The sequence below is a fragment of the Nocardiopsis sp. iso_25 genome, from assembly GCF_056173305.1.
Map to the genome: position 1 here is coordinate 1,309,105 of NZ_CM149667.1, position 24,697 is coordinate 1,333,801.

19 protein-coding genes and 2 tRNA genes are annotated in these 24,697 nt (G+C 73.2%); 15 read left to right on the forward strand and 6 right to left on the reverse strand.

All coding sequences use genetic code 11. From position 1 onward, the window contains the following. The first annotated feature begins 21 nt into the window (after window positions 1-21). Window positions 22-831, forward strand: coding sequence for a MerR family transcriptional regulator (locus tag AC0VX6_RS05945; protein ID WP_274976540.1), 810 nt, complete (start codon window positions 22-24; stop codon window positions 829-831). A gap of 194 nt (window positions 832-1,025) precedes the next feature. Here the strand turns inward: AC0VX6_RS05945 and AC0VX6_RS05950 are convergent, their stop codons facing one another. Both AC0VX6_RS05950 and AC0VX6_RS05955 read right to left on the reverse strand, forming a co-directional pair. Continuing rightward, the gene (locus AC0VX6_RS05950; protein WP_475467644.1) at window positions 1,026-1,754 is read right to left on the reverse strand and encodes a hypothetical protein; all 729 of its coding nucleotides are present in this window, start codon (window positions 1,752-1,754) and stop codon (window positions 1,026-1,028) included. A 265-nt stretch (window positions 1,755-2,019) separates the two neighbouring features. After that, on the reverse strand, window positions 2,020-3,987 hold the full coding sequence (locus AC0VX6_RS05955; protein WP_274976542.1) for a GMC oxidoreductase: 1,968 nt from the start codon (window positions 3,985-3,987) through the stop codon (window positions 2,020-2,022). Between the two features lie 214 nt (window positions 3,988-4,201). Between AC0VX6_RS05955 and AC0VX6_RS05960 the strand changes: the two genes are divergently transcribed. Both AC0VX6_RS05960 and AC0VX6_RS05965 read left to right on the forward strand, forming a co-directional pair. Beyond that, window positions 4,202-4,849 carry a DUF6230 family protein gene (locus tag AC0VX6_RS05960; protein WP_274976543.1) on the forward strand — a complete coding sequence of 216 codons (648 nt, stop codon included), beginning with the start codon at window positions 4,202-4,204 and terminating at the stop codon, window positions 4,847-4,849. A 4-nt stretch (window positions 4,850-4,853) separates the two neighbouring features. Continuing rightward, window positions 4,854-6,368, forward strand: coding sequence for a DUF6114 domain-containing protein (locus AC0VX6_RS05965; RefSeq protein ID WP_475467646.1), 1,515 nt, complete (start codon window positions 4,854-4,856; stop codon window positions 6,366-6,368). A 60-nt stretch (window positions 6,369-6,428) separates the two neighbouring features. Here AC0VX6_RS05965 and AC0VX6_RS05970 read toward each other — a convergent pair whose 3' ends face one another. Beyond that, window positions 6,429-8,237, reverse strand: a complete 1,809-nt coding sequence (locus AC0VX6_RS05970; protein ID WP_475467648.1) for a UvrD-helicase domain-containing protein — start codon at window positions 8,235-8,237, stop codon at window positions 6,429-6,431. 980 nt (window positions 8,238-9,217) lie between these two features. On the opposite strand from AC0VX6_RS05970, the gene AC0VX6_RS05975 reads away from it, so the two are divergent. The 4 genes from AC0VX6_RS05975 (at window position 9,218) to AC0VX6_RS05990 (ending at window position 13,746) form a co-directional block, all read left to right on the forward strand. Beyond that, window positions 9,218-10,414 (forward strand): RNA-guided endonuclease InsQ/TnpB family protein, encoded by a 1,197-nt coding sequence (locus AC0VX6_RS05975; RefSeq protein WP_475467650.1) that lies wholly within the window; start codon window positions 9,218-9,220, stop codon window positions 10,412-10,414. A gap of 124 nt (window positions 10,415-10,538) precedes the next feature. Next, window positions 10,539-11,156, forward strand: coding sequence for a DUF1707 SHOCT-like domain-containing protein (locus AC0VX6_RS05980; RefSeq protein WP_475467651.1), 618 nt, complete (start codon window positions 10,539-10,541; stop codon window positions 11,154-11,156). A gap of 331 nt (window positions 11,157-11,487) precedes the next feature. Next, window positions 11,488-12,093: a SanA/YdcF family protein gene (locus tag AC0VX6_RS05985; protein WP_274976547.1), complete on the forward strand. Its 606-nt coding sequence runs from the start codon at window positions 11,488-11,490 to the stop codon at window positions 12,091-12,093. Between the two features lie 225 nt (window positions 12,094-12,318). After that, a complete protein-coding gene (locus tag AC0VX6_RS05990) occupies window positions 12,319-13,746 on the forward strand; it encodes a hypothetical protein (protein WP_274976548.1) in 1,428 nt (475 codons plus the stop codon). Between the two features lie 112 nt (window positions 13,747-13,858). Here AC0VX6_RS05990 and AC0VX6_RS05995 read toward each other — a convergent pair whose 3' ends face one another. After that, window positions 13,859-14,707 (reverse strand): SanA/YdcF family protein, encoded by an 849-nt coding sequence (locus AC0VX6_RS05995; protein ID WP_274976549.1) that lies wholly within the window; start codon window positions 14,705-14,707, stop codon window positions 13,859-13,861. Between the two features lie 137 nt (window positions 14,708-14,844). Here AC0VX6_RS05995 and AC0VX6_RS06000 point away from each other — a divergent pair, with 137 nt between their 5' ends. Then, window positions 14,845-16,413 carry a DUF885 family protein gene (locus AC0VX6_RS06000; RefSeq protein WP_274976550.1) on the forward strand — a complete coding sequence of 523 codons (1,569 nt, stop codon included), beginning with the start codon at window positions 14,845-14,847 and terminating at the stop codon, window positions 16,411-16,413. Between the two features lie 471 nt (window positions 16,414-16,884). On the opposite strand, the gene AC0VX6_RS06005 is transcribed toward AC0VX6_RS06000, so the two are convergent. Then, window positions 16,885-17,922, reverse strand: coding sequence for an N-acetylmuramic acid 6-phosphate etherase (locus AC0VX6_RS06005; protein WP_475467653.1), 1,038 nt, complete (start codon window positions 17,920-17,922; stop codon window positions 16,885-16,887). Window positions 17,923-18,003: 81 nt separating this feature from the next. Next, window positions 18,004-18,990, reverse strand: a complete 987-nt coding sequence (locus tag AC0VX6_RS06010) for a MurR/RpiR family transcriptional regulator (protein ID WP_274976551.1) — start codon at window positions 18,988-18,990, stop codon at window positions 18,004-18,006. A 199-nt stretch (window positions 18,991-19,189) separates the two neighbouring features. On the opposite strand from AC0VX6_RS06010, the gene AC0VX6_RS06015 reads away from it, so the two are divergent. The 7 genes from AC0VX6_RS06015 to AC0VX6_RS06045 all read left to right on the forward strand — a co-directional run bounded on the left by AC0VX6_RS06015 (window position 19,190) and on the right by AC0VX6_RS06045 (window position 24,689). Then, a complete protein-coding gene (locus tag AC0VX6_RS06015) occupies window positions 19,190-21,109 on the forward strand; it encodes an AfsR/SARP family transcriptional regulator (protein ID WP_475467655.1) in 1,920 nt (639 codons plus the stop codon). Between the two features lie 157 nt (window positions 21,110-21,266). Beyond that, window positions 21,267-21,452, forward strand: coding sequence for a hypothetical protein (locus AC0VX6_RS06020; protein ID WP_248773843.1), 186 nt, complete (start codon window positions 21,267-21,269; stop codon window positions 21,450-21,452). Window positions 21,453-21,512: 60 nt separating this feature from the next. Continuing rightward, window positions 21,513-22,427 (forward strand): IS982 family transposase, encoded by a 915-nt coding sequence (locus AC0VX6_RS06025; RefSeq protein WP_475465459.1) that lies wholly within the window; start codon window positions 21,513-21,515, stop codon window positions 22,425-22,427. A gap of 158 nt (window positions 22,428-22,585) precedes the next feature. Further along, window positions 22,586-22,659 (forward strand) — tRNA-Lys (locus tag AC0VX6_RS06030). Between the two features lie 192 nt (window positions 22,660-22,851). Then, window positions 22,852-22,925, forward strand: a tRNA-Lys gene (locus AC0VX6_RS06035). A gap of 453 nt (window positions 22,926-23,378) precedes the next feature. Continuing rightward, window positions 23,379-23,864, forward strand: a complete 486-nt coding sequence (locus AC0VX6_RS06040; protein WP_475467657.1) for a septum formation family protein — start codon at window positions 23,379-23,381, stop codon at window positions 23,862-23,864. A 237-nt stretch (window positions 23,865-24,101) separates the two neighbouring features. Further along, window positions 24,102-24,689, forward strand: coding sequence for a septum formation family protein (locus tag AC0VX6_RS06045; RefSeq protein WP_475467658.1), 588 nt, complete (start codon window positions 24,102-24,104; stop codon window positions 24,687-24,689). Window positions 24,690-24,697 lie beyond the last annotated feature (8 nt).

Here is a 24,697-nt window from a genome sequence, read left to right on the forward strand (position 1 = left end):
GGTTGTCTCTAGGCTGGACCCATGGCCGAATACCGCATTGACGAACTCGCCCGGCTCGCCGACACGACGGTGCGCAACGTCCGGGTGTACCAGGACCGTGGCCTGCTCGCGCCTCCCCGCAGGGAGGGCCGCGTGGGCATCTACTCCGAGGCGCACCTGGCGCGTCTGCGGCTCATCGGCCAACTGCTCCGGCGCGGCTACACCTTCGCCAACATCGGCGAGATGTTCCGGGTGTGGGAGCGCGGAGGGGACCTCTCCGACATCCTGGGCTTCGAGTCGGCCATAGGTGACGCCTGGAGCGACGAGATCCCCGGCTACCTGACCATGGGCGACCTGCGCGAACTCTTCGGCCACGGCGTCACGCCCCGCACGGTGAAGCGCTCCCTGGACCTGGGCGTGCTCGAACGCGACGGGCTGCGCTTCCGGGTGCCCAGCCCGCGGCTGCTGCACGCCGGGGTCGAGCTGGTGAAGCTGGGCATGACCGTGGACTCGGTGCTCGACATAGCGGAGAACCTGCGCGACAAGGTCGGCCACGTCGCCGAGCACATGGTCCGCCTGGTCGCCGACCACATCATCGCCGAGTACGCGCCCGGCACGGTGGTCCGCAGTGAGGAGACCGCCGAGATGGCCGAGCTGATCCGCCGGGTGCGCCCGCTCGCGCAGCAGGCCGTGGACGCGGTGCTGGCGCAGGCGATGGCGGAGAACCTCACCAACGTCATGGGGGAGCACTTCGCCCTGGCGATGGAGTACCTGGACAAGGACGGTGCGGACAAGGAAGGCGTGGGCGGGCAGCGCGGCGGTGCGCGCGAGGGCCTGACGGGGTCCGCCTGAAGGCCTTCGGTCCGCTTGTCGGCCCTCGCGCCCCGCGGACGCCGGGTGCGTGCGCGGCTCCAGCGCGCGAGCGCGTTCGGGGATCGGCTACCCGTTCGGGCACCGCGGCGGCGTGCGGGCGGCCCGGGGCGGACCGGGAAGGGGTCCGCCCCGGGACGCGTGCGGGAATCCGCCTACCCCGCCCGCCCGCGGGTTCAGGCGGGGGTGATCCCCTCGACGATCCGCAGGACTTCCTCGGGGTCGCCCTCGGCGGTCAGGTCCCCGCTCGCCTCCACTTCCTCCCAGTAGGCGTCGTCCACGTAGGAGAGCCAGACGATCACGCCGGGCTCGGGGCAGAAGACCGCGGTCGAGCCGTTGTAGTGGCCGTCGCCGTCGGGGAGTTCGCGGGCGGGCGAGTCGGGGAACTCCTCCTCGAGCGCGGAACCGAGGAGTTCGTAGTAGGCGTCGGCGTCGGTGAGGTCGTCGCGCCGCATGACGGGGACGTACAGGGCGGAGACGGCGACGGCCTCGCGTTCGGCCATCACCCGGTCGTTGTCGTCGACCAGGTGGTCCACCTGGACGGTGTCGGCCAGCCACGAGCGCTCGACCTCGTGCAGGTCGGGGACGACGTGGCCCTGCGCGGCGGCCAGGGCGGTGCGGTCCAGGTCGTAGGGGGTGCCCCCGACGTCGTCGGGCAGGTAACCGACCTCGTAGCCGTTGAGGTCGCCCTCGGCGGGGAAGTACCCCTGGGCCTCCAGGAAGGGCGCGGCCTCCTCCAGGGACAGGTCCTCGGAGGGCGCCTGCCCGTCGGCCCCCAGGGGAGGGAGAGCGTCCTGCTCGGTCGCCTCGGTCTGTACGGTCCCGGGTTCGGGTGCGCAGGCGGTGACCGCGAGGCCGAGGAGGGCGAGGGCGCCGAGCGCGAGCATGTGCGGTTTGTTCGTCACGACCCCATCTTCGGCGCGCGCGGCCGCGCGCGCATGAGTACGGCGGCCGGTCCGCACTGAGGGAGTGGCTTCTTGTGCGGAGCCGCACGTCCTGCTAAGGCGTGTCCGGTGGACCTCTGGTCCCGGATCCGTGGCTCCCCGTCCGGCTACGCGCACGGACCGGCCGGCCCACCCGACGAGATCCACCGAACACGCCCTGGAGCGGCTCCCCGGTGCCGCCAGGGCGTCCACCTCCCTGTGGGCGACCGGCCCCGGGACACCGTCCTCACGTTCGTGCGTCGTCCCCAGCGGTCCCGGTCGTCTCGCCGACGGTCACCGCGCCCTCCGAGGGCGGTTCCGGCTCCCTCACCGCGCCCTCCGGAGGCGACCCCGAGTCCACCACCGTGAGCGGGAGCGGGACGGTGAACCGCAGTTCGGCGAAGGCCCCGGCCGGGACCGCCGGGGACGCCGGGATCACCGGCCCGACCCTCCGGTACCGCTCGCCCTGCTCCGGCCGGGGGTCCTCCTCGCCCCGGTTGGGCCACATCGACATCGCGCGCTCGGCCTGCGCGGTGATGGTCAGCGACGGGTTCACCCCCAGGTTCGCGGTGACCGCCGAGCCGTCCACCACGTGGACGCCCGGGTGGCCGTACAACCGGTGGTAGGGGTCGATGACGCCGGTCTCCGCGCTGTCGCCGATCGGGCAGCCGCCCAGGAAGTGCGCGGTCATCGGCACGTTGAACACGTCGCCCACCGTGCCCCCGGGAAAGCCGTCGATGCGCTCGGCCAGCCGGGTGGCCGCGTCCTGCCCGGCCGGGATCCACGTCGGGTTCGGCTCGCCGTGGCCCTGCCGGGAGGTCAGCCTCCTCCCGCCCAGCGGCCCCCGCCGCACCGACGTCGTCAGCGAGTTGTCCAGCGACTGCATCACCAGGCCGATGATGGTCCGCTCCGACCAGCGGCGGGCGGAGAGGCTGCGGGCGAACACCACGGGGTGACGCGCCGCCAGGCCCAGGAACCGCAGCCAGCGCGGGATCCGCCCGCCGCCGGGCACCTGCATCGCGGTGAGCAGCGCCATCGCGTTGGAACCCTTGCCGTAGCGGACCGGTTCGATGTGGGTGTTCTCGTCCGGGTGGATCGAGGACGTGATGGCCACGCCCCGGGTCAGGTCCTCCTGCGGCCGGACCCTGCGGGTCATCGCGCCGACGAGCGCCTCCGAGTTGGTGCGGGTGAGCGTGCCCAGCCTCGCCGACAGGCGGGGCAGCGCGCCCGAGTCGCGCATGCGGTGCAGCAGGGTCTGGGTGTTGTAGGTCCCGGCGGCCACGACCACCTGGCGGGCGGTGAACGTGCGGGCGTTCGACCGCCGCCGGGGCGCGTCGGTCCTGACGGTGTCGGCGGCGAAGCCCCCGCCCGGCAGTTCGCGCAGCCGCTCGACGGTGGTCAGCGGGTGCACCTCTGCGCCGTCGCGTTCGGCGAAGTACAGGTAGTTCTCGGTCAGGGCGTTCTTGGCGCCGTGGCGGCATCCGGTCATGCACTCCCCGCACTCCGTGCAGGCCCGCCGGTCGGGGCCCGCGCCGCCGAAGTAGGGGTCGCCCACGGACGCGCCGGGCTCGGCCCGGGCGCCGTCGCCGTCCTGTCCGTCGCCGAAGCACACGCCCACCGGGGTGAGGCGGAAGGTGTGCCCCACGCCCATGTCCTCGGCGACCGCCTTCATGTGCACGTCGGAGGGGGTGACGGTGGGGTTGGTGCGCACGCCGAGCATGCGGCGGGCCTGGTCGTAGAACGGCGCCAGCTCCGACTTCCAGTCGGTGATGTGCCGCCACTGCGGATCCTCGAAGAACGGGTCCAGCGGGTGGTACAGCGTGTTGGCGTAGTTGAGGGAACCGCCGCCGACGCCGGCGCCCGCCAGGATCACCACGTCGCGCAGCAGGTGGATGCGCTGGATGCCGTACATGCCGAGCCCGGGCGCCCACAGGAAGTTGCGGACGTCCCAGGACGAGGAGGGCAGCGTCTGGGGCGTGAAGCGGCGTCCGGCCTCCAGGACGCCGACGCGGTAGCCCTTCTCGGTGAGGCGCAGGGCGCTCACCGAACCGCCGAACCCCGAGCCCACGACCAGGACGTCGTAGTCGAAGCGGTCGGCGCGGTCACCGGACGCGGACCCGGCCCTGGTTTCGGTCGGGGTTTCGGCGGCGGCTTGGGGGGTGGGGGCGGAGGAGCTGGTGGTGGCGGTGGGGTCTGTGCTGCGCTCTGGGGGCACGGTCGGTCTCTCTCCAGGTCAGTCGCGGTCTCCCGTAGTGCGCCGGATACGGGCCCGCAACATTGAATGCGCCATCTAGAAATGTGACAACAACTATTGTAATGTTCGTCACTACCGCCGAGTAGGGTGTGTGCCATGTAACACACGTGGCGTGCCTCGGCGCAAGTTCGGCTCCCCCTCGCCGCTCACGGGCGGCGGAACACTGGAGGTACTCATGCCCAAGGCTTCCGGCGAGGCGTCCGAGGCGCCTGAGGACGCGCCTGAGCAGCACGAAGCCGGTGGCGGAACGCGCTGGCGCAGGTTCGCCCTCGTGGCCGTTCCCGGGCTCGCGGCCGCCGCGGTCCTCGGAGGCATGACCACCCAGGGCCTGCTCGCCGCCTCCTTCGCGGTGTCCGGTGACAGTTTCAAGATGTCCGCCGACCAGCTCGTCGGCACCGGCTTCACCCAGTACGGCGACGCCGCCACCTCCGTCGACGGCTCCTCCCGCCCGGTCGGCCTGTCCTCGGTCGGTTCCGCCGAGCTGACCAACCTGTGCATGTCCTCCCTGTGGGACCTGCCCGTCGGCCAGGCCACCCTCGTCATCACCGCGGGCGAGTCCACTCCGGTCGAGGGCACCGACCTCGTCCTGGACATCGAGCAGCTCCAGGGCGACGCCGAGTTCGGCTCCATCGAGATCGGCCGCGACGCCAGCACGCTGGACAGGGCCGAGGGCGGCCAGGGACCGGCGGGCGGTTTCGGCCTCCAGTCCCAGAACATCACCGTCTCCGACATGCGGTTGACCACATGGGCGGTCACCTCCGGATCCCTGAAGCTGTCCGGTCTGAGCCTGGCCGTGCGGCCCGGCGAACACGAGTGCTTCTGATCCCATGGCCCACGCACTGACCCTGCTCCGCGGGGGCCGGGCCCGCCTGCGCGACTGGCGGCGCGGACGCCCGTTCTGGGGCGGGCTCCTCCTCGTCATCGCCGGAGTCGAGCTGCTGGTCGCGCCGGCCGCGCAGAGCCTGATCCTGCCCATCGACCTGATCGCCTACACCGGTGTCGCCGGTGTGTCGGGCCCGCTCATCGCGGTGCTGCTGATCACCCTGGGAGCGCTGAGCTGGTTCCAGCCCGCGCAGCACCTCTTCTTCGGGGTGGTCGGGCTCATGCTCGGCCTGGTGTCCTTCGTGACCTCCAACTTCGGTGGCTTCGTCATCGGGATGCTGCTCGGCATCGTCGGCGGTTCCCTCGTCTTCGCGTGGGCGCCCCGCGTGGACCGTCGCCGAAGGCGCGGTCGGGGACGCCGCCGGTCCGCGGACGCCGACGCCGCCGGTCCCGCGACACCCGACACGGGCGTTCCCGGGGCAGCCGACCCCCGCGGCCCCGAAGCGACCGACGAGGCCGGTGGGCGCGCGGTCGGGGAGGAAGCTCCGGCCGCCGTACCAGCCGTCCCCGCCGAGACCGCGCCCGGATCGGGCGTTCCCGGGCCCCTGCCCGGCAGGGACACCGGTCCCGTGACACCCGGCGGGGCCGTCAGCGACCCCCCGCCTCCGCCCCGGCCGCTGGCCGCGCTCGCCCTGCCCCTGGCACTGGCCGTGACCCTGGCCAGCGCCGCCGCGCCCGCCGACTGGCCCTGGGACTGGTTCCTGCCCCCGGGCGACGAGGAGGAACAGTCCTCGCCCCCGCCTTCCCCCTCGGACGAGCCCTCGGCGAGTCCCACCGACCGGCCCGCCCAGCCGGGCACCGGGCCCGGCGCGGACGAGGGGGGCGGTGCGGACGAACGGCCCGAGGACGAGGAGACCGGGGAAGAGGCCCCCGGGGAGGAGCCGGAGGAGGACGAGCCGGACCGGGAGGCGAACCCGGACGAGTGCGAGATGGGCACCGGTGAGTCCGCCCTGGCCGGGTCCGAGGAGGAGTTCCTGGACGCCGTCCGCGCCTGCCAGGCGGCCCGGGACGAGGGCGGGCTGCCCGAGGTTCCGGTGGAGGAGGCCTACGACTGCTCCAGCGGCTCGGTCCGCACCTCCGGCCTGACCGCCGACCGGCTGACGATGAGCGGCGCCCGCTACGACGGCGTGGTGGAGTGCCCCACCCTCGACGGGCCCCGCAGGTACATCCGGCTGACCATGAGCCGGGCCGACTTCGTCAACGCCGAACTGTGGTTCGAGGACGCCGGAACCCGGATGAGCCTGGGCCTGCCCACCATGGTCATGGACGGGTCCGTCCAGATGCACATCACCCGCATGCACGTGCGCATCCTCGGGATCCCGCTCACCTTCACACCGGACTTCCCGCCCCCGCTGCTGCTGCCGTACATGGTCGTCACCGACGTGGACGTGGACGACCCGCTGGCCAGCACCGACGTCATGAACATCCCCGACCTCAACGGCCGCTACGGCGGCGCCTGACCGCGCCGCCGCACACGGGGGCGGGGGCGCCGTCTGCGCGCCGCCCCCGCCCCCGCGCCGTCACAGACCGGAGCCGATCAGACGGCTGGCCCTGCCCACGTGCGACACGTACAGCGCGTCACGGGCCCGGGTGCAGGCCACGAACAGCAGCGTCCGCTCCTGCTGGAAGGCGTGCTCCAGCGCCACCTGGTCGCCGTCGGCGGCCTCGATGGCGGCCTTGGGCGGCAGCAGGTGGTCGCTGACGCCGACCAGCGCCACGCACCGGAACTCCTGGCCCTTGAGCCGGTGCATCGTCCCCACGCGCACCGCCTCGGCGGCGCCGCTGTCCTCCAACTGGGCGGTGGGGACGCCCCTGGCCTCCAGCTCCTTGGCGATGCCGCGCACGACCCACTGGTTGCGCCCGGCCACCGCGATCTCCGCCGGGTTGACCCCGGCCTCCAGCCACACCCGCACCCAGTCGCCCAGCGCGGTGAGCTCCTCGCCGCGGTCCTCGCAGCCGCGCACCACCGGCGCCGGACCGCGCAGCAGCGAGCGGTACCCGGCCAGGGTGTCGGCGTTGTCGTCCATGCCCAGGGCCGCGCGGCGGTCCAGGATCGGCATGCTCCAGTCCAGGATCTCCTGGGTCACCCGGTAGCTCACCCGCAGCCGCTGACCGCGCCCGCGCACGTTGATGCCGAGCGAGGCCAGCGACACCCGGTTGTCGGACACCCGCTGGTGCGGGTCGCCGACGATGAACAGGTCGTCCGGCCCCTCCGGGACGGCGGCGCGCAGCATCCGCCACTGCGTCGGGTGCAGGTCCTGGGCCTCGTCGACCACGGCGTGCCGGAACAGCGGCTCGCGGCGGCCCAGGATCCGCGCTGCCTCGGCGGCCAGCTGGGGGTAGGACCACATCCCCTCCACCCTCATGGCGCCGACGTAGCGCCGCACGGTCTCCCACACCTGGCGGCGGTGCTCCGGAGCCAGGTGCTGCACCCGCCCGCTGCGCTCGCAGCGGATGTAGTCGGGCAGCAGCTCCAGGCCCTTGGCGAGGATGACCTGCTCCCACTCGTCCACCAGGAAGCGGCCGGAGAAGGGCAGGCCGTCGGCCACCGCCACCGCGCGCCAGCGCCGGGCCAGCTCGTCCTTGCCGACCATGCGGGGCGCCACGCTGGTGTGGGTCTGCACGACCGAACGCGCGAGGCTGTCGATGGTGGCCACGCGCACGCGGGCGCGCACGCCGGGATCGGGCAGGAGCTGGTCCAGCCGCTCGGCCAGGGACTGCGCCAGCGCCCGGTTGTAGGTGGTCAGGAGCACCGATTCGCGGGTGTCCTCGGGGCGGGCGGCGGCGCGCTCGGCCAGGTAGGCGGCGCGGTGCAGCGCGATCACGGTCTTGCCGGTCCCCGGTCCGCCGGTGACCTGCGTGGACCCGTTGTAGTGCGCCTCGGTGATCCGGTGCTGGTCGGGGTGCAGGGTCAGCTGCCACTGGTCGAAGGGTGCCCTCAGGGCCCCGGCCAGCTCGGGCGGGCCGCTGGGCGTGGGGTCGGCCTCGGCGGGGACGATCCCGGTCGGCGCCTCGGGTCGCAGGTCGCGCGCGAAGCGCAGGGCCTCGTCGCGCGGGCGCACGGTGACCAGGCGGTAGCGGGTGCCGTCGGCGAGGCCGCCGTCGCCGGTCCGGCCGCGGCCCGAGGCGTCGGGGACGACGACGCCGGACCAGTCGGGGGCGATGCTGACGACCCGGACGCCCGGGTCGGCGGCGCCCGCGACGGACTCCAGGTCGGGCTCGTCGCCGACCTGGCAGGCGCGCATCACGGCCAGGGTGTTGAGCTGGACGTCGGGCGTGAGGCGGGTGAAGTCGCTGAGAAACGTCGGGGCGATCGCGAGGGCGGACACGTCGTGGTTTCCTCCGGTCTTCGACCAAGGTGGTGTCTGTGGTGCTCGGGGAGGTCGGATCGGATGGTCTGGCCTGGGAGAACGGCCTGTGCGGCCGCGGCTCCCAAAGGAAGGATGCTCGCCGCGGAATTCCGGCAAACGCCGCTCCCGGTGCGTTTCCCGCCGGGTTCGGAAGATGTCGAGGCTCTCGCGTTCTGCCTGCTCAGATGCGTGTTTGCGGAGGTGTGTTCGACGCAGGGACGAAGGTTTTCCGGGGCGGCCGGGAGGGGTTCCCGTGACCTGCGGTTCTCCGTTCGGATGCTGTGTCCGCAACCGGATTTATGTACCTGACCGAAACCCTCTCGACGGCGGGGGCGGGCACCGGAAGAGTGCCTGTTCCGCGTGGGGTCTGCGGGGAGTATGAGGGTGCACCGATCGCGCACGGAGGGCAGGGCCGAAAACCGGCGGGGCGTGGAGAGGGGTGCCGGGCCCGTACGGCGGGCCGCTCGGCGGGGGAACGGTTCACGGTGTGGCCGGTTGCGGACACGCGCTGTGCAGACGCGCGCCGACGCGAGATCGTGTACCGGGGGGAGGCAGGAACCACGTGTGGTTCAGGACTCTGCCGGGGTCCGTCCTACCCCGGCAGAGTCCTCAACCACCCTAGAGAAGCGGTACCCAGTCCCCGACCTCCCCAAAGCGCGCCGGGCCGCCAACCTGCGGTGGAAGGGGACGCGGGCGCCGGACAGGGGCCCGCGGCCAGTTCCCGCCCGCCGGAGCGGCCGGACCGCGGCGGCGCCGGTTCCGCACCGCGCTCCTTTCCACCCATGCCCTACCTCTCCTTCGCGAGAGTGCCATCGGCTTCAGCCGGTGGGTGAACCGTCAGTCACAAAACGTCACACCCCGCGCTAAGGTCGACCCGGACCAGTCCAGGGAGGTGACACATCAAACGCGAACGCGGTCACAAAGCCCGCCTCTACCCCACCAAGGACCAACTCTCGGGGTTGGAAACCCAGGGCCACGCCGCCCGCGCCCTGTGGAACCTCCTGCACGCGTGGTGGACGATGTCTTCGGAGAACCGGCGGGTGTCCCTCAAGGACGCCGACGCCGCGATTCGTCAGGCCCGCAAGGACATCCCCTGGTTGGCTGCCTTTCCCGCGCAGGCGGCGCAGCAGGTGTTGAAGGCCTACTTCCGGGCGTGGCAGAACTGCTGGGCGGGCCGGACCGGGCCACCTGTCTTCAAGGCCCGGTTGCGCGCCCGGATGTGCGTCGACGTCCCCCAGGGGCGGGACCTGAACATCGAACGCCTCACCCGCACGTGGGGGAGCGTGAAGATCCCCAAGATCGGTGTGGTTCGCTTCCGATGGACCAAGGATCTACCCGTGGGCAAGCACGCCGACGCCGCCCACCGCATCACCGGCGCCCGGCTGGTGCGGGAGGCCAACGGCTGGCACGTGGTGCTGCGCCTGCGCACCGAGGTCAAGGAACCGGCACCCCATGTCGGCCCGGGGGTGGGGATCGACCGGGGTGTGGCCAAGCCGCTGACCCTGTCCGACGGCACGTTCCGCGAGCACGAGCCGTGGCTGTCTGGAGGCGAAACCGAGCGTCTGCGCCGGTTGGAGCGCAAAGCCGCCCGTCAACGGCGGCAGCGCACACCCGGGCAGCCGTCTTCGCACCGGTTGCGGCGCACCTATGACCAGATCGCCCGGGTGCGCGCGAAAGCCAAGCGCCGCGCCCTGGACTGGCAGCACAAGGTCACGCACGCCCTGGCCGGGGAGTTCGGTGTGGTGGGGGTCGAGGACCTGCACATCGCAGGGATGGTCCGCTCGGCTCGGGGGACGGTGGAGGCCCCGGGCACCAACGTGGCACGAAAATCCGGGTTGAACCGGGCCATCGCCGGACAGGCGTGGGGGCGCACGGTCACGTTGTTGGAGTACAAGCTCGCCGACCGGGGCGGGTACCTGGTGCGGGTGCCCGCCCCGTACACCTCGCGGCGCTGCTCGGCACGCCAGGCCATCACCGAGGGCGGCCGCGAGTCGCGGGACCGGTTCGTGTGCAAGGCACCGGGGTGCGGGTATGCGGCGCACGCCGACACCAACGCCGCACGCAATATCGAGCACGCGGTCAGGCAGCAAGCGCCCCAGGACATTGTGGGTGCCAGGACGTGGAGCCCTCGCCGCCAGGCGGGCTGTGAAGCGTAGACCACCAGCGGCGGATATGGTCTGTTAGCTGGATTCTCCCGCTTTCAAGCGGGAGAGGATGTCAACGTGGTGGTGACAAAAGGAGCGGGAAAGGACCGGGCGAGCGACAGTGGCCTCCAATGACATGAGTCGGATGCGCGTCTCCGACGCGGAGAGGGACCAAGTGGCGGAGGTCCTGCGGGAGGCGGCGGCGCAGGGGCGCATCACCCTCGACGAACTCGACGAACGGCTCAACGCCGTCTACGCGGCCAAGACCTACGCCGACCTGGAACCGGTCACCGCCGACCTGCCGACGGGCGCCGAGACGCTGCCGGGCACCGTCGCGCGGCCGGTGGAGGGCCTCCTCCCGGAGCGCCGCGACGGAGGCGACGCCCTCGTCATCCGCTCCCAGAGCAGCACCGTCGTCCGCAAGGGCGTGTGGAAGGTGCCGCACCGCGTCGAGGTGTACAACAAGTACGGCTCCACCCGGCTCGACTTCCGCGAGGCCTCCCTGGCCACCTCCGTCGTCGAGGTCCACGTCGACGCCTCCTGGGGTTCGGGCGACGTGATCCTGCCCGAGGGCGCCACCGCCGACGTGGAGGCGGACGCCTCCTGGTTCGGCACGCTGCGCAACAGCGTCGACTCCCTCCGCCGCGCGTCCGCACCGCACTTCGTCATCACCGGTTCCTGCCAGGGCGGCTCCCTGACGATCCGGTACAAGCGGCCCTTCTCCTGGGGCGCTCTGGCGGGTCTGGGGAGCTGAGACAGGGTTCTCGCGCGGCCGCGGCAGGCCTCCGCGAACGGGAGTCCGGCCCCGGCCGCGGGCGGTTCCGTGCGGAGCCGGTTCCGGTCCTCCCGGGGGAGGCGGGCCCGGCACGGACGTTCCGACGCGTCCCGGTTTCACGCGTGTCGCGCGGGTCCGTACGCCTTCGTCCGGATACCCGCACTCCGCCGGTGCGCCATGATGGGTGCGACGCGCGCCCCCGCGCACGCGCGGGGCGGAGGCGGCCACCGCCCCGGGAGCGCCCGGGCGGGCCGCGGCACCGCGCGGACGGGTGGCGGACGCGCGCCGGACGACGGGAAAGGGCGGCAGGGTGGGCTTGTGGATCGCGGCGGTCGGAGCGGGCGCGTGCGCCCTGGCACTGGGCCCCTACGCCTGGACCTTCCTGGGCAGCGCCGGACGCCGCGGGGAGGTCGACACCGTCCCGCACCGGCCCGTGGCCGTGGTCCTGGGAGCCGCCGCCTGGAACGACGGACCCTCGCCGCTGCTCGCCCGCCGCCTGGACCTGGCCGTGCGCCTGTACGAGAACGGCCGGGTGGAGCGGATCATCGTCTCCGGAGACAACCGCGAGGTGTCGCGCCGCGAGACCGACACCATGACCGCGTACCTGGTCGGACAGGGCGTGCCCGCCGACCGGATCGACGCCGACCGCCACGGCTACCGCACCTGGGACACCTGCGTGCGGGTGCGCGACCTCTTCGGGGTCCGTGAGGCGACCATGGTCACCCAGGCCTTCCACCTGCCCCGCACGGTCGCCCTCGCCCGGGCCGCGGGGATCGACGCCGTCGGGGTGGGCGACTCCAGCATGGGCGCCCGCCGCCGCTCCACCGTGATCGGCTACGCCCGTGAGGTGGCCGCCGCGGTCAAGGCCCTGCGCGACGCCGTGCTGCGCCCGGCGCCCGCCCGGAGCGAGCTGTAACGCGACCCGGCCAGACGCGCCGACCGTCGCGCCGCCCGGGCGTCCACAGGCGCGAACCGCCTCTGGCGCCGCCACGCGGCGCGGACCTAACGTGGTGACAGGGGGTCCCCGGGCTCCTCCGCCTCGTGCTGCCCGCCCCCGGCCCCGGGCTTCGGCGCCGCCGCACCGCCCCGCTCGTCCACAGGTGGATTCGCGCGTACCGGCTCAGGCGGGATAATCGGCACCATGAACGCGACCACCGACCCACACGACGGCGCGGAGAACGTGGACTGGGCGACCCTGGCCCCCGAGGGCGGCGCTCGCATCCCCGAGCTCCTCGGCCAGCTCGCCGGGAGCGACAGCGCGCTCTCCGAACTCCACGACATCATCCACTTCCCCGCGCCCGGACACCTCGCCGCACCCAGGGCGGTCGACTTCCTGGTCGACCTCGCCTGCGCCGAGTCCACCCCGGCCACCGACCGATGGCGTCCCCTGAGCCTGCTCCTGGAGCTGGTGGCCGGGCACGCCGAGGACCGCTTCCCCGAGGCCCTCGACCTGGACCAGTGGCGCGACGAGGTGGCCTGGGCTGCCTCCAACGACGCCGAGAAGGTCCGCCAGCAGTACCGCGACTGGGCCGAGGAGGCCCCGGACGAGCAGCACCACCACCGCATGCGCAACCGGCTCGCCGTGATGGAGCAGCCCGACGGCGCCGCGATCCTCCGGGCCGAGCTGGACACCTACGAGGCCGTCCGCGCCCGCGTCCCCGACCTGGTCTCCCTGCTCCACGGCGGCGCCAACCGCGGCGGCATGGACCGCGCGGGGGAGTGGGTGAGCTACCTCCTGGCCTTCCTGCCCGACGACGCCGAGCGCATCACCGCCGAGGTCACCGGAGCCTCCCAGGTCCTGCTCGCCAAGGACCTGCGCCCCGCCCCGCAGGCGCCCACGAGCCTGCGCGACGTGATGAACACGCTGGACAGCGGCGGCGACCCGCTCCCCGCGGAACTGTTCGCCCTCGGCCTGCTGGCCAGCCCGACCGACATCGACCTCACGCTCGGACTCACCCACCAGATGGCGGGCGGGAACCTTTACAACTCCTTCGCCGCATCGGTGGCGATGCTGCTCATCCACGGCGAGAACACCCCGCGCGAGGCGCTGCGCCGCATCGGCCGCGGCGGCGGCGCCTCCATGGGCTACCAGGGCCTGTTCAACGAGTCCTGGCCGCACTGCGGCGGGCACTCCCCGCAGGTCCTGGGCTTCCTGGCGCTGGGCCGCGCGGGCGACCGCGCCCGCCGCCTGCGCCTGGACATCCTGCCCGGCCTGATCAAGGGCGAGGAGGACTCGCGTGCCCTCGTGACGGGCGTCGGCCTGGAACTGGTGCTCGGCCCCCGCAGCAAGGACCGCACCGCCGAGGAGCACGCCGAGGCCGACTACGACGAGGAGACCCTCAAGGTCCTCTGGACGATCGCCGAACTGCCCGCCTCCGCCTGGGAGGACGAGGAGTTCACGCGGACCCTGAGCGCCTGGGCGCTGCCGGACGACGCCGAGGACTTCTGCGCGCTCGTGGGTGTGGAACCCGAACCGGAGCCGGAGCAGGCCGCGGCCCCGCAGCCGCAGCAGCCCGCCGCCCCCCAGCCCGGCGGGCTGCTGGGGCGCCTCTTCGGCGGAGGACGGTAGGGCGCGCCCGGTCCACCGGCGCGGCGTAACTCCCGGCGCCGGTGGACCGACCGGGTCGCGATCGCCCGCCGCGGCCCCGGGCCGCCGTGTACGGCTCCGGGGCCGGGCGGTCTCAGCCGCCCGCCGCCCCCGGTTCGCGCTCCAGCGCCAGGGCCTCGTCCACTCCGGTCTCGTACTCGCCCAGGAACGTCGGGTCGGGCCGCAGCACCACCGAGCCCAGCGCCGCCACCGCAGCCGGGACCTCCCGGAACCATCCGTACACGGTGGCGAAGGTGCGCTCCTCCAGGCTGGAGTCGGCCACGCCCACCGCGTCGATGCCCGCCGAACGGCACAGCCGCACGGCGCGGGGCAGGTGGAAGTCCTGGGTGACCACGGTGGCCTCCCGCACCCCGAACACCTCGTGGGCCCGCACGCACGAGTCCCAGGTGGAGAACCCGGCGTAGTCGCCCACGATGTGCTCTCCCGGGACACCGGCGTCCACCAGGTAGGCGCGCATGGTGTCGGTCTCGTTGTAGTGCTCGACGCTGTTATCACCGGTCACCAGGACGACGTCGACCCTCCCGGCGAAGTAGAGGTCGGCGGCGGTGTCCAGGCGCCGGGCCAGCAGCAGGCTGGGCCGCCCGTCGGGGCGCACACCGGCGCCCAGCACCAGCGCCACCGGGCGTTCCGGCACGGCGGAGGCGGTGTGGCGGTGGTCGGAGGTGGAGGAGAGCACCCACAGGAACGGCACGCAGCCCGCCACCATAGCGAACACGGCCAGCACGGCGAGGCGCCCCAGCCACGGCCGGCGTCCGCGGCGGCCGCCGCGACCAGCGGAGGCCCCGGCGCTCTCGGCGCCGGATACGACGTCGGCGGTGTCGGCACCGGAGCCGCCGGAAGCTGGGGAGGGTCGGTCGCGGAGAACACCGGTGTCGTCGTCGGACGGGGGAATCTGGGGCGTGGCGGGATCTGGGATCGTCACGCTTGGGAAGACGCCCGGCCCCGCTCCGGAGTTCCGGCGCGGCGCAAGTTCCGGTACGGCACAGCGGACTCGACCGGTCCGGTTCGGGCCCGCGAACCGTCTGTCCGCACGGCCCCCTCCGGGGCTAGAGTCGCCGCATGTCCTTCCAGCCACAGCACGAAGACCTGCCCGCGCGGCTCCGGCGCCTGGCCGACCTCAGGCCGATGAACATGCGCGAAGGCTCCGGCATGCACGAGTACGACGGCAAGGTCGCCGACCTGTCGCCCGAAGGGGTCCGGGAGGCCCTGGCCGGACTCGGCGGCGAACCCCTCGAAGACGCGCACGACGAGGCCCACCTGGCCGCCTTCGAGAACGCCCTGCGCTACGAGTTGGGCGAACTCCAGCTGCACCGCGCCAACCCCCTTTACCACGTCAACGAACTCGACCTGTCGGGCTACGACCGCGCGTACGCGCCCCGGGCCGAGCGCGACGCCGCCCGCATCGCCCACCTGGCCGAGTGGCCGCGCGTGGTCGACAACGCGATCGCGGCCCTGGACCGCCTGCCCGCCCCCCTCGCGGAGTCCCTCCTCGGCGCCGTCCGGGGGGTGGCCGACGGCCTCCCCGACGACGTGCCCGCCGACGTGCGCGACGCGGCCCTGGCCGCGCACGCGCGCCTGCTCGCCCACGTCGAGGAGGCGGTGCGGGAGGGTCCCCGAAGCGCCGGGCTCGGCGCCGAGCCGCTCGCCCGCCTCATGGGCAGCGGTGAGGCCGTCGAGGTCGACCTCGCGGACCTGGCCGCCCGCGCCGACGCCGAACGCGACCGCCTGCGCGGGCGCCTGGCCGAGGCCGTCGGGCGCCTCGCACCCGGCCGCGACACGATGGAGTTCGTCCGCGAGCTCACCCGCCAGCACCCCGACACCGACGGAGTGCTGGACGCCGCACGCCGCTGGACGGAGCTGGCGGTGGCGTTCACCGCCGAACGCGGCCTGGCGCCCCACAACGACGGCGAGTGCCGCGTGGACGTCTCCCCGCCCTCCCAGCGCTGGGCCACCGCGATGATGGCGTGGTCGGGCCCGTGGGAGGCCGACACGCCCTCCTTCTACTTCATCACCCCGCCCGACGCCTCCTGGACCGCGGAGGAGGCCGACGAGTGGCTGGAGATGTTCAGCCACACCACCCTGCCAGCCGTCAGCGTGCACGAGGTGGCTCCCGGCCACTTCTCCCACGGCCGTGCGCTGCGTCAGGCGCCCGGGCCGGTGCGCCGCGCCCTGCACTCGATGACCTTCGCCGAGGGCTGGGCGCACTACGTGGAGGAGGTGTGCGTGGACGAGGGCTTCGGCGCCTACGCCGCCGAACGCCTGGGCGACCCCGCCTGGACCGCGGACCACTACGAGACCGGGGTGTGGGTGGAGGCGCTCATCCGCGTCACCCGCCTGTCCGTGGCGATCGGCATGCACAGCGGCACCATGTCCGTGGAGGAGGCGGCCGCCCGCTTCGCCCGGGACACGCCGCTCCAGGGGCCCGCGGCCCTGGCCGAGGCGCGCCGCGCCACCTTCGACCCCACCTACGGCCGCTACACCTGGGGCAAGCTGGAGATCCTGCGGCTGAGGGAGCGGGCGCGCGAGCGCTGGGGCGACGGGTTCACCCTGGAGCGCTTCCACCGGGCCCTGCTGGACCTGGGCTCCCCGCCGATCGGTCTGATCGGCACCGCCGTCGAACGAGGCTGAGCCGGGCGGGGCCGTCCACAGCCGCGGACCGGGGCTGGCGGGGCGGGCGGCGGAGGGGGAGACTCGGATACGGGGGGACCAGCCCCTCCCACGGCGGCGCGCGGCGCCCCCGGAACCGAGCCTACGCCGCCCGCCCGGCCCCGGGCCAGAGGGACTTTCGGCCTGTGGAAGACCCGCCCGGCCCCGGGCCAGAGGGGCTTTCGGCCTGTGGAAGACCCGCGCGTGGTCAAGTCCGCGCGGATCCCGGCCCGGACGGGCGCGACCTCCGGTGCGCGGGCAGCGCGAAGCGGGGGAGGCCGGGGACCCCCCGTATCCAACGTAGGCCGGACGGGACGGACACCGCCAGAGGAACCTTCGGCCTGTGGACAACCCGCGCGGGCCCACCCCGCGCGGGGCCTCAACCCGCGCGGGCCCACCCCGCGCGGGGCCTCAACCCGCGCGGGACAGCGGCCGTCCCGACCGCCCCGCCGCCTACTCCGGGGCGGTCTGGCCCGGCAGGCCCAGCCCGGCCAGCGCGACGCGGACCCGGCCCCGCGCCTCACCCAGGGCCCGGGCCGCCGCGTCCGCGTCCACGTCGGCCAGCAGCGACACCAGCGCGACGCGGGTGTCGCCCTCCGCCGCGTTCAGCGCCCGCGCGCACACCCGCTCGTCCAGCCCGGTGGCCTGCGTCAGGATGGTCACCACTCGGCCGCGCAGCTTGCCGTTGGTGGCGTCCACCCCCACCATCAGGTTCGAGTACGTCCGCCCCATCCGCACCATCACCGCGGTGGAGAACGCGTTCAGCGCCAGCTTCTGCGCCGTGCCCGCCTTCATCCGGGTGGACCCGGCGATCACCTCCGCGCCGGTGGCCATGCCCACGTGCACGTCCGCCTCCCGCGCCAACGGCGCCTGCGGGTTCGCGCTGATCAGCACCGTCGCGGCCGAGCGCTCCCGGGCCGCCTCCAGCGCCCCGCCCACGTAGGGGGTGCGCCCGCTGGCGGCCAGGCCCACGGCCAGCGATCCCGGCGTGATCGCGGCGGCGTCGGCCCGGCCCGACTCCCAGTCGTCCTCGATCCCCTCCACGGCCCGCGCCAGGGCCTCCCCGCCGCCCGCGTGGTGTGCCACCACCCACGAGGCGGGCACGCCGTAGGTCGGCGGCAGCTCGGCCGCGTCCTGGGCGGCGATCCGCCCCGAGGTGCCCGCGCCGAAGTAGTGGATGGCCGCCCCGCTCTCCAGGGCGGCCACCCCCAGCTCCACGGCCCGCGCCAGTTCCGGCAGGACCGCGCCCACCGCGCCGGGGACCGTGACGTCCTCGGCGTTGATCTGTCGCAGCACGTCCAGCGCCGGGAGCAGGTCGATGTCGTGGGTACCCGAGTTGCGGGACTCCGTCGGCGCGCGCACGATCACGGCCGCACCGCCCCCGTTCCCGTCGGAGGGCAGCGGGGCGCCGGCCTCCCGAGGGGCGTCCCCGCCTTCCGACCGGGTTCCGCGCCCGTCGTCGTGCACAGCGCTCTCCTGTTCGGTCCGCACCGGTGCCGTTCCTTTCCCTCGTTCGACCGTCCCGCCTCCGCCGCCGGTCGGAGCCGGGCGGCGGGAGCGGGACGCGTACGGTCAGCCGTGGTTGTCGTCCGTGCTCCCGCCGCCGGGGGCCTCGCCCCTGCGGCGCCTGCGGTCGTCGTTGATCCGCAGCCCCCGCACCGCCTCGAAGGTCGTCTCCAGCGCGGTGCGGCTGTCGGTGTAGCGGCTCTGCGCCAGACCCACGAACAGGCAGTCCACCACGGTCAGCTGCGCGAGCCTGCTCGCGGTGGCCCCCGAGCGGAACGTGGTCTCGCGGGCCGCGGTGGTCAGCACGTGGTCGGCGAACCCGATCGGCGAGCGGGGGAAGTTGGTGACGGCCACGGTCCGGGCGCCGCGCCGCCCCGCCTCCGTGAGCGCCTGCACCGTGTCTATGGTCGTCCCGCTGTGGGAGATGCCGATCGCCACGTCGCGCTCGTCCAGCAGGGCCGCGCTGGTGAGCATCACGTGCGCGTCCGACCACGCGAACGAGGTGAGCCCGATCCGGTGCAGCTTCTGCTGGAGGTCGGCGCCGACGAACGCGCTCGCGCCCACCCCGTACACGTCGATGCGCCGCGCGCCCGCCATCGTGTCGATGACCGTGCGCAGCACCTCCACGTCCAGGGCGGCGCCGGTCTCCTCCACCGCGCGCGCGTCGGTGTAGGCGATCTTCTGCACCACCGTGACGAGGGTGTCGTCGGGGTTGATGTCGCTGGACAGCTCCGGGGCCGCCCCGCGGGCGCCACGCGCCTGACCGGCCTCGGTGGCCAGGGCGAGGCGCAGTTCCCGGTAGCCGCTGAAGTCGATGGTGCGGCAGAACCGGATCACGGTGGCCTCGGACGTGGCGCAGACCTTGGCGAGCTGGGTGATGGAGGAGGCGGCGGCCCGCTCGGGGTCGTCGACGACGTGCTGCGCGACCCGCCGCTCCGCGGGTGCCAGGGAGGGCAGGAGCGACCGGATGCGCAGGACCGTCGTGGGGACGGGAGGCGCGGAGACGTGTCCGGTCTCCGCCCGTCCGCCCGCAGGCTTCGGAATTTCCGCCATGGAGGAAAGTTTCTTTCGGTCGTGGTGAAGAGTCAACGAGGAGATGGGAAAAAGCGGGAGAATCCAGGATTCCAAGGGACGGCCGCAGCGGCAAGTGGGGGGTGCGTGATTGCGATATCCCAGCTCAGGCGGCACCCTGGAACCAGGGGGCGCCGGGGTTCACCCGCTCGCACGCGCGCTCCGCGAGGGGGAGGGTGCTGTGTCGCTGAGCGACCCGGCGAGGCGGTGGCACGACACGGCCGGGCAGGCCCGGCAGGGCGTGTCCGCGCACACCGCCGACGGGCTACGCGTCGGACTGCTCGGGCAGTTCGGCGTCGAGATGGACGGGGCCCCGCTGCGCCTGCGCGGGGACAAGCGCCGCGCCCTGCTGGCCACGCTCCTGCTCAACACCGGGCGCACCGTCCCCACCGCGCACCTCATCGAACGTGTCTGGGGGAGCCCGGCCTCCCCGTCCGCGCGCAGCGCCCTCCAGGTCCACGTGACCCGCGTGCGCGCCGTCCTGGACCAGCACTGCGGCACCCCGCTCATCGGGGGCGGCGACGGCGGCTACCGGGTCGACCTCACCGAGGACCAGTGCGACCTGCTGCGCTTTCGCTCCCTGGTCCGCCGCGCCGACGGGGGCGCCGAACCCTCCGACCGCGCCGACCTGCTCATCAGCGCCCTGGGCCTGTGGCGGGGCCCCGTCCTGGCCGACATCGTCAGCCCCGTCCTGCACGAGCGCGACGTCCCGCCCCTTAACGAGGAACTCCTGCGGACCGCCGAGGAGGGGTTCGGCGCCGCCCTGGCCCGGGGCGACCACGAGCGGGTGGCCGACCAGATCGGCCCCATCGCCACCGACCACCCCGAGCGCGAGCCCCTCATCCGGGTCCAGATGACCGCCCTCTACCGCTGCGGGCGCCCCAGCGAGGCCCTGCGCGTGTACGCCCGCACCCGCGACGCGCTGGCCGAGCACCTGGGCACGGACCCGGGCCGCGAACTCCAGGAGACCTTCCAGGGAATCCTGCGCGGCGACCTCGACCGCGCCCCGGGCACCAGTGTCCCGCACCAGCGCGCCTCCGTTGAGCAGGGCGCCGGGGCCCGGCCCTCCGCTCCCACGGCCGGGGCCCGCCCCGGACCGGACACCGAACCGGCCGCCGTACCCCGTTGCGAATCCGGTCCGGCCACCGGACCCGGCGGTGAGCCGGGCGCCCCTGCGGGGGCGGAGGAACGCGACGGCCGCGGCGAAGGTCCGGTCCACGCGCCCGCCCCGGTCTCGGCCGCCCTCGCCCCGGCCGAACTGCCCGCCGCGCCCTCCGTGCTGCTGGGGCGCGACGAGGCCCTGGCCGAACTGGACCGGCTGGTGGACCCCTCCAGCACCGCTCCCGGCAGCGCGCTGGTGCGCGGACCCGCGGGCGCGGGAGCCAGCGCCCTCGCCCTGAGCTGGGCCCGCGCGGCCGCACCGCACTTCCCCGACGGGCAGCTCTACGTCGACCTCCGCGGCGGCGACGGCAGCCCGCGCGACCCGGCCGAGGTGCTGCGCCGCCTGGTGCGCTCCCTGTCCACCGGCACCCGCGGCACCGAGGCCATGGACGCCGACGAGGCCGCCGCTCGGGTCCGCACACTGCTGGCGCACCGGCGGGTCCTGCTGGTCCTGGACAACGCGGCCTCCGCACGTCAGGTGCGCCCCCTGCTCCCCGGCGGCACCGGATGCGCGGCGCTCGTCACCAGCCGCTACTGGCTGACCGACCTGCTGGTGCGCGACGGCCTGCGCGCCCTGCCAGTGGGGCCGCTCCCCCCGGACGCGGCGGTGGACCTGCTGCGCCCGCGGGAGGGGCGGGACCGGTGCGCCGAATCGGTGCTGCGCCGCCTCGCCCACGTCCTGGGACACCTGCCCCTGCCGCTGCGCATGGCGGCGGTCTGGCTCGACGACACCCGCCCGGGCCGGTCCGCCGCGGAGCTGGTGCGCCTTCTGGAGGGGGCGGACCCGGCACGCGGGAGCACGCCCACGGCCCGGATGGCCGCCGTGCTGCGTGCCGGGCCCCGGGAGGGGCGACACGGCCGCGGGGAAGTACCGGCCGAGCCCCGCCCTCCCGAGACCAGTGTCGACCGGCGATCTTACGTTCGGCTTTCACCCGGGTGAGAAGTGACCGCCAACGGGGGACGCGGAGTACGCGCCGCGTCGCCCCGCGCGGTCGCCGCAGGTGCGCGGCGGGGGAGGACCAAGAGCGCGTCGCGAAAAGGATTAGATATACCCACGGGGGTCCTCACCACTCCCATGAGTCGCTAGGGTCAACCCCATGACACAGAACAACGATCCCAACATGGACCCGGCGGGAACCACGCAGCACTTCCGCCGCTTCGTCGACGAGAACCCGAGCACCGAGGAGCCCGCGCGCCGCCCGGTCATGCCGATCGTGCTGGCCGTCGTCGGCGCGGTCCTGCTCATCGCCGTGATCGTCGCGCTGTTCCTGGCCTTCGCCTAGATGAGTAATTCCAAGGGGTGCGTGGTCTGAGCATGAGGCGAGGGAGCCCATGGTCATGTTGTGACGCAAAACCTGAACTCCCTCGCCCGAGCACTCTACGCCAGGACCGAACGCCTCCTGAAACACCGCCCGGACCTGGCCCCCTGGCGACCCGAGACCGGCTTCCAACCCCACCTGTCCGACGCCGACCTCATCACCCTGGCCCTGATGCAGGCCATGCTCGGATACACCAGCGAGACCCGCTGGCTGCGCTACGCCCGCGCTCACTTGTCCGAGCAGTTCCCCTACCTGCCCCAACAAAGCGGCTACAACAAACGCCTACGCAAGGCCTCCGCGCTGATCCGCGCCCTCATCCGCCACCTGGCCACCGACACCAGCGTCTGGACCGATGACGTGTGGGTGGTGGACTCCACCCCCGTGGAGTGCGCGCGTTCTCGCGAGACTGTCAAACGCTCCGACCTGGCCGGATGGGCCCAATACGGGTACTGCGCCTCCCATTCCCGGTTCTTTTGGGGGCTGCGCCTGCACCTGGTGTGCACCCTGAGCGGGCTTCCCCTCGCCTTCGCCCTCACCGGAGCCAAAGCCGACGAGCGCACGACCCTGATGGGGATGCTCGCCGACGATCCCGACCTGGTCGCCCAACGCCCGGGCCAGACGCTGGTCGCGGACAAGAACTACTACGGGCGCGACTTCGAACGCTCGTTGGCCCAAGCAGGTCTGTCCTTGCTACGTCCGGCACGCAAGGGAGAGCGCCCGCGGTCCGGGGCGGAGCTGTTTCGGCCGTTGCGGCAGGTCATCGAGTCCATCAACCAGACCTTCAAGGGCCAACTGGACCTGGAACGGCACGGCGGGCGCACCCCGGGCGGGGTGATCGCCCGGGTACTCCAGCGGATCCTGGCGCTGACCGCCGCGGTCTGGCACAACGACCGCACCGGCCAGCCGACCCTACGTTCGTTGACGGCCTACGATCACTGACCCCTTGGAATTACTCATCTAGGCGCTCCGAGGCAGGGGACCGAGGGGAGGACCGCCACTCCCGCCGGTCCGCAACCGGTTCGCGGCCCTCCTGCGGTCCTGCTAGAGTTAACGACGTCGCCAGGGAGGCCCGCAGGGCCGGTACCATGGCATGACAGGCGCCATTAGCTCAGTTGGTCAGAGCAGCTGACTCTTAATCAGCGGGTCCGGGGTTCGAGTCCCTGATGGCGCACAGACAACGGCCCCGGGTCGAAGGCAAAGCCTTCCGCCCGGGGCCTTCGTGTTGCCCGCCCGCGCCGCCGCCGGGAAGGCGGCCGCCCCGGTGTTGTGCCCCACATCGTGCGGTTCGCGGCGCGGGGCGCTCCATCGGTCGGGTAGAGTTGTCCATGTCGCCGCGGCCGCGAGGCAGGGCGGTGAACAACAGGCGTCATTAGCTCAGTTGGTCAGAGCAGCTGACTCTTAATCAGCGGGTCCGGGGTTCGAGTCCCTGATGACGCACCCGAGGCGAGGGCCCCGGCCGGAAACGGCCGGGGCCCTCGCTTTTTCCGTGGGGGCGCCCTGTACGGGAACACCGTGCGGTAACACCCCGTCGCGCTCTCACGCCGTTCGCCCGCCCCCGAAGCGATCACTCCCCGCGCTCCGCCGGAAGCCCTCCGCCGCCCTTTCCGGAACCCGCTCCCGGAACCCGCGTGCGCGGGCCGCCCTCCGCGGCCGCTCGGACGAGGACGTGGCTCCGGAAAACGTCATAGGTCTGTGATGTGCTGCTTCGCGTTTGCGGCATCCCACAGGGGTGAAGCGAGGGAGGGGCCGTGGAGGCGCACCGTGACGATCCGCTGCCATTCCGTCGTTTTCGCAAATAAGTTTGACATAAACCCCCAGGTAGTGAATTGTTACCTTCTCGCCGCCTCTTTCAGGCCGGCGAACCCCATGCATAACTTTCGGAGTATCCCCATGTCGAATTTCTCCCCCCTCCTGCGTACCGTGGGTGTCTCGGCGCTCGCCGCGGGCAGCGTGTTCGCCCTCAGCGGCTGCGGTGCCCTCATGTCCTTCATGGGTGCCGGCAACGTGATGGAGCTCAACGTCGGTGACTGCTTCGTTGAGGAGGAGATGAACACCGCGCTCGCCAGCGAGGACGTCAGCAACGTCCCGCTGGTGGACTGCGCCGAGGAGCACGACTCGGAGTTCTTCTTCTCCTACGAGATGACCGACGCCGAGTACCCCGGCGACGAGGCGACCATGGCCCAGGCCGAGGAGGTCTGCCTCGGTGAGAACTTCACCGACTTCGTCGGCGTTCCCGCCACCGAGTCGGAGCTCTACGTCGGTCACCTCTACCCCAGCCAGCAGACCTGGGACTCGTACAACGACCGCGAGATCATCTGCTACGTGAACACCTTCGGTGAGATGGTCACCGGCACCCTCGCCGGCGCCAACCGCTGAGCCTCCCCCCGGACGGCGCAGGCCCTGCTCCGCCTCCGCCTCCCCGGCCGCCCGAGCGGCCTCCCCTTCCCCCACCCCCACCTGCGGCAGTCCGCGTCACGCGGCGCCCCGGAAGGTAACGGAACCCGACACATACGGACCTGGGTCGAAACCTTCTCCGGGCCCCGGGCATCTGGACAGGTGTCGCCGATTCCGTCCCCCGTCGGCATCAGTACCGAACGATCCAGTGGAGTCCCCATGCTGTCCGAAACGCGCCGTCCCCTGTTCGGCCGTGTCGTTCTGGGAACCCTGGCCGTCGGCGCCACCCTGGCGGCCACGGCCTGCGGTTCGCTTCCCCTGCTGCCCCCCGCCCTCCAGGACGGCGGGGAGACCGTCGCCCCCGAGCCAACGGAAGCCGCGGCACCGACTGAGGAGACCACCGAGCCGGTGGAGACCGAGGCCGCCGACCCTGAGATCGTGGGCGTGGGCGCCCTCACCCTCGGCGACTGCTTCAACGAGATGGACAGATCCGGAGACGGGATCTCCGAGGTGCCCCAGGTCGACTGCTCGCAGCCGCACGACTACGAGATCTACCACGTCGGGGACATCCAGGAGACCGGCGCTTACCCGGGTGCGGACCAGGTCTCCCAGATGGCCAATGACATGTGTCTTGAGGCCTTCGAGGGCTTCGTCGGCACTCCCTACATGGAATCCGCCATCGACTACGAGCCGTTCGCTCCGTCCGAGGAGGGCTGGAACGAGTTGGGGGACCGCGAGGTCCTGTGCCTGGCCTACGACATGTTCGGTGAGCAGGTCACCGGTTCGCTTGAGGGATCCGGTCGCTGACTGCCTCC

Excerpts from the sequence above, each read along its gene's own strand:
- AC0VX6_RS05990 (WP_274976548.1), top strand. The coding sequence starts at position 12,319 with ATGAACGCGACCACCGACCCACACGACGGCGCGGAGAACGTGGACTGG.
- AC0VX6_RS05960 (WP_274976543.1), top strand. The coding sequence starts at position 4,202 with ATGCCCAAGGCTTCCGGCGAGGCGTCCGAGGCGCCTGAGGACGCGCCT.
- AC0VX6_RS05980 (WP_475467651.1), top strand. The coding sequence starts at position 10,539 with ATGAGTCGGATGCGCGTCTCCGACGCGGAGAGGGACCAAGTGGCGGAG.
- AC0VX6_RS06045 (WP_475467658.1), top strand. The coding sequence starts at position 24,102 with ATGCTGTCCGAAACGCGCCGTCCCCTGTTCGGCCGTGTCGTTCTGGGA.
- AC0VX6_RS06000 (WP_274976550.1), top strand. The coding sequence starts at position 14,845 with ATGTCCTTCCAGCCACAGCACGAAGACCTGCCCGCGCGGCTCCGGCGC.
- AC0VX6_RS06040 (WP_475467657.1), top strand. The coding sequence starts at position 23,379 with ATGTCGAATTTCTCCCCCCTCCTGCGTACCGTGGGTGTCTCGGCGCTC.
- AC0VX6_RS05945 (WP_274976540.1), top strand. The coding sequence starts at position 22 with ATGGCCGAATACCGCATTGACGAACTCGCCCGGCTCGCCGACACGACG.
- AC0VX6_RS05965 (WP_475467646.1), top strand. The coding sequence starts at position 4,854 with ATGGCCCACGCACTGACCCTGCTCCGCGGGGGCCGGGCCCGCCTGCGC.
- AC0VX6_RS06020 (WP_248773843.1), top strand. The coding sequence starts at position 21,267 with ATGACACAGAACAACGATCCCAACATGGACCCGGCGGGAACCACGCAG.
- AC0VX6_RS06010 (WP_274976551.1), bottom strand. The coding sequence starts at position 18,990 with ATGGCGGAAATTCCGAAGCCTGCGGGCGGACGGGCGGAGACCGGACAC.